The sequence below is a fragment of the Pseudomonas sp. GM79 genome, from assembly GCF_000282495.1.
Classification (GTDB): Bacteria; Pseudomonadota; Gammaproteobacteria; order Pseudomonadales; family Pseudomonadaceae; genus Aquipseudomonas.
Map to the genome: position 1 here is coordinate 1 of NZ_AKJE01000062.1, position 5,543 is coordinate 5,543.

Sequence of the window (5,543 nt, forward strand, 5' to 3'; positions counted from 1 at the left end):
CCGAATGGGTATGCGATAGTTTGGTGTTTTGTGAGTATCTCGAACTTTCGGTTCGTTTCGTCTTCACACACCGCAATCTGGCCTCTTTCGAGTTCACAAATTGCTTGGGTGTTATATGGTCAAGCCTCACGGGCAATTAGTATTGGTTAGCTCAACGCCTCACAGCGCTTACACACCCAACCTATCAACGTCGTAGTCTTCGACGGCCCTTCAGGGGACTCAAGGTCCCAGTGAGATCTCATCTTGAGGCTAGTTTCCCGCTTAGATGCTTTCAGCGGTTATCTATTCCGAACATAGCTACCCGGCAATGCCACTGGCGTGACAACCGGAACACCAGAGGTTCGTCCACTCCGGTCCTCTCGTACTAGGAGCAGCCCCTCTCAAATCTCAAACGTCCACGGCAGATAGGGACCGAACTGTCTCACGACGTTCTAAACCCAGCTCGCGTACCACTTTAAATGGCGAACAGCCATACCCTTGGGACCGGCTTCAGCCCCAGGATGTGATGAGCCGACATCGAGGTGCCAAACACCGCCGTCGATATGAACTCTTGGGCGGTATCAGCCTGTTATCCCCGGAGTACCTTTTATCCGTTGAGCGATGGCCCTTCCATACAGAACCACCGGATCACTAAGACCTACTTTCGTACCTGCTCGACGTGTCTGTCTCGCAGTCAAGCGCGCTTTTGCCTTTATACTCTACGACCGATTTCCGACCGGTCTGAGCGCACCTTCGTACTCCTCCGTTACTCTTTAGGAGGAGACCGCCCCAGTCAAACTACCCACCATACACTGTCCTCGATCCGGATAACGGACCTGAGTTAGAACCTCAAAGTTGCCAGGGTGGTATTTCAAGGATGGCTCCACGCGAACTGGCGTCCACGCTTCAAAGCCTCCCACCTATCCTACACAAGCAAATTCAAAGTCCAGTGCAAAGCTATAGTAAAGGTTCACGGGGTCTTTCCGTCTAGCCGCGGATACACTGCATCTTCACAGCGATTTCAATTTCACTGAGTCTCGGGTGGAGACAGCGCCGCCATCGTTACGCCATTCGTGCAGGTCGGAACTTACCCGACAAGGAATTTCGCTACCTTAGGACCGTTATAGTTACGGCCGCCGTTTACCGGGGCTTCGATCAAGAGCTTCGCGTTAGCTAACCCCATCAATTAACCTTCCGGCACCGGGCAGGCGTCACACCCTATACGTCCACTTTCGTGTTTGCAGAGTGCTGTGTTTTTAATAAACAGTCGCAGCGGCCTGGTATCTTCGACCGGCGTGGGCTTACGCAGTAAATGCTTCACCCTCACCGGCGCACCTTCTCCCGAAGTTACGGTGCCATTTTGCCTAGTTCCTTCACCCGAGTTCTCTCAAGCGCCTTGGTATTCTCTACCCAACCACCTGTGTCGGTTTGGGGTACGGTTCCTGGTTATCTGAAGCTTAGAAGCTTTTCTTGGAAGCATGGCATCAACCACTTCGTGTTCTAAAAGAACACTCGTCATCAGCTCTCGGCCTTAGAATCCCGGATTTACCTAAGATTCCAGCCTACCACCTTAAACTTGGACAACCAACGCCAAGCTGGCCTAGCCTTCTCCGTCCCTCCATCGCAATAACCAGAAGTACAGGAATATTAACCTGTTTTCCATCGACTACGCTTTTCAGCCTCGCCTTAGGGACCGACTAACCCTGCGTCGATTAACGTTGCGCAGGAAACCTTGGTCTTTCGGCGTGGGTGTTTTTCACACCCATTGTCGTTACTCATGTCAGCATTCGCACTTCTGATACCTCCAGCAAGCTTCTCAACTCACCTTCACAGGCTTACAGAACGCTCCTCTACCGCATCACCTAAGTGATACCCGTAGCTTCGGTGTATGGTTTGAGCCCCGTTACATCTTCCGCGCAGGCCGACTCGACTAGTGAGCTATTACGCTTTCTTTAAAGGGTGGCTGCTTCTAAGCCAACCTCCTAGCTGTCTAAGCCTTCCCACATCGTTTCCCACTTAACCATAACTTTGGGACCTTAGCTGACGGTCTGGGTTGTTTCCCTTTTCACGACGGACGTTAGCACCCGCCGTGTGTCTCCCATGCTCGGCACTTGTAGGTATTCGGAGTTTGCATCGGTTTGGTAAGTCGGGATGACCCCCTAGCCGAAACAGTGCTCTACCCCCTACAGTGATACATGAGGCGCTACCTAAATAGCTTTCGAGGAGAACCAGCTATCTCCGAGCTTGATTAGCCTTTCACTCCGATCCACAGGTCATCCGCTAACTTTTCAACGGTAGTCGGTTCGGTCCTCCAGTTAGTGTTACCCAACCTTCAACCTGCCCATGGATAGATCGCCCGGTTTCGGGTCTATTCCCAGCGACTAGACGCCCTATTAAGACTCGCTTTCGCTACGCCTCCCCTATTCGGTTAAGCTCGCCACTGAAAATAAGTCGCTGACCCATTATACAAAAGGTACGCAGTCACCCAACAAAGTGGGCTCCCACTGCTTGTACGCATACGGTTTCAGGATCTATTTCACTCCCCTCTCCGGGGTTCTTTTCGCCTTTCCCTCACGGTACTAGTTCACTATCGGTCAGTCAGTAGTATTTAGCCTTGGAGGATGGTCCCCCCATATTCAGACAAAGTTTCTCGTGCTCCGTCCTACTCGATTTCATGGCCAAGAGATTTTCGCGTACAGGGCTATCACCCACTATGGCCGCACTTTCCAGAGCGTTCCGCTAATCTCAAAGCCACTTAAGGGCTAGTCCCCGTTCGCTCGCCACTACTAAGGGAATCTCGGTTGATTTCTTTTCCTCAGGGTACTTAGATGTTTCAGTTCCCCTGGTTCGCTTCTTAAGCCTATGTATTCAGCTTAAGATACCTAACTTATGTTAGGTGGGTTCCCCCATTCAGACATCTCCGGATCAAAGTCTGTTTGCCGACTCCCCGAAGCTTTTCGCAGGCTACCACGTCTTTCATCGCCTCTGACTGCCAAGGCATCCACCGTATGCGCTTCTTCACTTGACCATATAACCCCAAGCAATCTGGTTATACTGTGAAGACGACATTCGCCGAAAATTCGATTCTTGCTCATAAAGAGCAACTCACAAATTTTACCTTAGCCTGATCCGTTACCAGTGAAAGTAACGTTCAGTCTATCTTTCTATCACATACCCAAATTTTTAAAGAACGATCTAGCCAAAGACTAGAAATCAACATTCACCATCACCGGGATGGAATGCTCATTTCTAAGCTTTCAACAAACAGAAGCAGTAGTGGTGGAGCCAAACGGGATCGAACCGTTGACCTCCTGCGTGCAAGGCAGGCGCTCTCCCAGCTGAGCTATGGCCCCGTATTTCTACAGGCGTTTCCCACACAAAATTGGTGGGTCTGGGCAGATTCGAACTGCCGACCTCACCCTTATCAGGGGTGCGCTCTAACCAACTGAGCTACAGACCCAATTTCGGGCTGCTTCTTATCGTCTTCTTCAATGAATCAAGCAATTCGTGTGGGAACTTATGGAGCAGCTGATGTCGTCGATTAAGGAGGTGATCCAGCCGCAGGTTCCCCTACGGCTACCTTGTTACGACTTCACCCCAGTCATGAATCACACCGTGGTAACCGTCCTCCCGAAGGTTAGACTAGCTACTTCTGGTGCAACCCACTCCCATGGTGTGACGGGCGGTGTGTACAAGGCCCGGGAACGTATTCACCGCGACATTCTGATTCGCGATTACTAGCGATTCCGACTTCACGCAGTCGAGTTGCAGACTGCGATCCGGACTACGATCGGTTTTCTGGGATTAGCTCCACCTCGCGGCTTGGCAACCCTCTGTACCGACCATTGTAGCACGTGTGTAGCCCAGGCCGTAAGGGCCATGATGACTTGACGTCATCCCCACCTTCCTCCGGTTTGTCACCGGCAGTCTCCTTAGAGTGCCCACCATTACGTGCTGGTAACTAAGGACAAGGGTTGCGCTCGTTACGGGACTTAACCCAACATCTCACGACACGAGCTGACGACAGCCATGCAGCACCTGTCTCAATGTTCCCGAAGGCACCAATCCATCTCTGGAAAGTTCATTGGATGTCAAGGCCTGGTAAGGTTCTTCGCGTTGCTTCGAATTAAACCACATGCTCCACCGCTTGTGCGGGCCCCCGTCAATTCATTTGAGTTTTAACCTTGCGGCCGTACTCCCCAGGCGGTCAACTTAATGCGTTAGCTGCGCCACTAAGAGCTCAAGGCTCCCAACGGCTAGTTGACATCGTTTACGGCGTGGACTACCAGGGTATCTAATCCTGTTTGCTCCCCACGCTTTCGCACCTCAGTGTCAGTATCAGTCCAGGTGGTCGCCTTCGCCACTGGTGTTCCTTCCTATATCTACGCATTTCACCGCTACACAGGAAATTCCACCACCCTCTACCATACTCTAGCTCGTCAGTTTTGAATGCAGTTCCCAGGTTGAGCCCGGGGATTTCACATCCAACTTAACGAACCACCTACGCGCGCTTTACGCCCAGTAATTCCGATTAACGCTTGCACCCTCTGTATTACCGCGGCTGCTGGCACAGAGTTAGCCGGTGCTTATTCTGTCGGTAACGTCAAAACAATTACGTATTAGGTAACTGCCCTTCCTCCCAACTTAAAGTGCTTTACAATCCGAAGACCTTCTTCACACACGCGGCATGGCTGGATCAGGCTTTCGCCCATTGTCCAATATTCCCCACTGCTGCCTCCCGTAGGAGTCTGGACCGTGTCTCAGTTCCAGTGTGACTGATCATCCTCTCAGACCAGTTACGGATCGTCGCCTTGGTGAGCCATTACCTCACCAACTAGCTAATCCGACCTAGGCTCATCTGATAGCGCAAGGCCCGAAGGTCCCCTGCTTTCTCCCGTAGGACGTATGCGGTATTAGCGTCCGTTTCCGAGCGTTATCCCCCACTACCAGGCAGATTCCTAGGCATTACTCACCCGTCCGCCGCTCTCAAGAGGTGCAAGCACCTCTCTACCGCTCGACTTGCATGTGTTAGGCCTGCCGCCAGCGTTCAATCTGAGCCATGATCAAACTCTTCAGTTCAAACATCTTTGGGTTTTTAAGAAACCCTAAACTTGGCTCAGCAATCGTTGGTTACATCTTTGATTTCTCGCGGAGTAACTTGTGATGCTGATAATCTTGTTGACTATCAGTCTGACTCCACAAGCACCCACACGAATTGCTTGATTCAGTTGTTAAAGAGCGGTTGGTTAAGATCTTTCGTCTCAACCGAGGCGCGCATTCTACAGCAGCCTCTGTTGCTGTCAAGCGGTTATTTTCAGAAGTTTTCAAAGTTTCGCTTGGAAATCTTTAACAACTTCAACCACTTGCGCTTCCGATCTCTCGTTAGCGGGAGGCGAATTCTACAGCGTTACTCGCTGCTGTCAACACCTCTTTTTCTCCGCTTTCGACCGAGAAGATCGAACCGTCAAAAGAGCCAAACAACACCGCTCTTTCAACTCCTTCTGGCTTCGATGAACTGAAGCGTAACCGCTGCCGAAAACTGCGTAACTCTTTGTTTACCAAGG

1 protein-coding gene, 2 tRNA genes and 2 rRNA genes are annotated in these 5,543 nt (G+C 51.3%); all 5 read right to left on the bottom strand.

Annotated elements, in window-relative coordinates; translation table 11 throughout:
- Positions 1 to 115 precede the first annotated feature (115 nt).
- A 23S ribosomal RNA gene (locus PMI36_RS11915) occupies positions 116 to 3,007 on the bottom strand.
- A gap of 249 nt (positions 3,008 to 3,256) precedes the next feature.
- A tRNA-Ala gene (locus tag PMI36_RS11910) sits at positions 3,257 to 3,332 on the bottom strand.
- A 30-nt stretch (positions 3,333 to 3,362) separates the two neighbouring features.
- Positions 3,363 to 3,439: transfer RNA gene (locus tag PMI36_RS11905), tRNA-Ile, on the bottom strand.
- Between the two features lie 82 nt (positions 3,440 to 3,521).
- Positions 3,522 to 5,058, bottom strand: a 16S ribosomal RNA gene (locus tag PMI36_RS11900).
- The 16S and 23S rRNA genes sit together here with 2 tRNA genes alongside, the layout of an rRNA operon.
- A gap of 303 nt (positions 5,059 to 5,361) precedes the next feature.
- A partial coding sequence (locus PMI36_RS32075) for a hypothetical protein (protein WP_238543580.1) occupies positions 5,362 to 5,543 on the bottom strand: 182 nt, incomplete at its 5' end.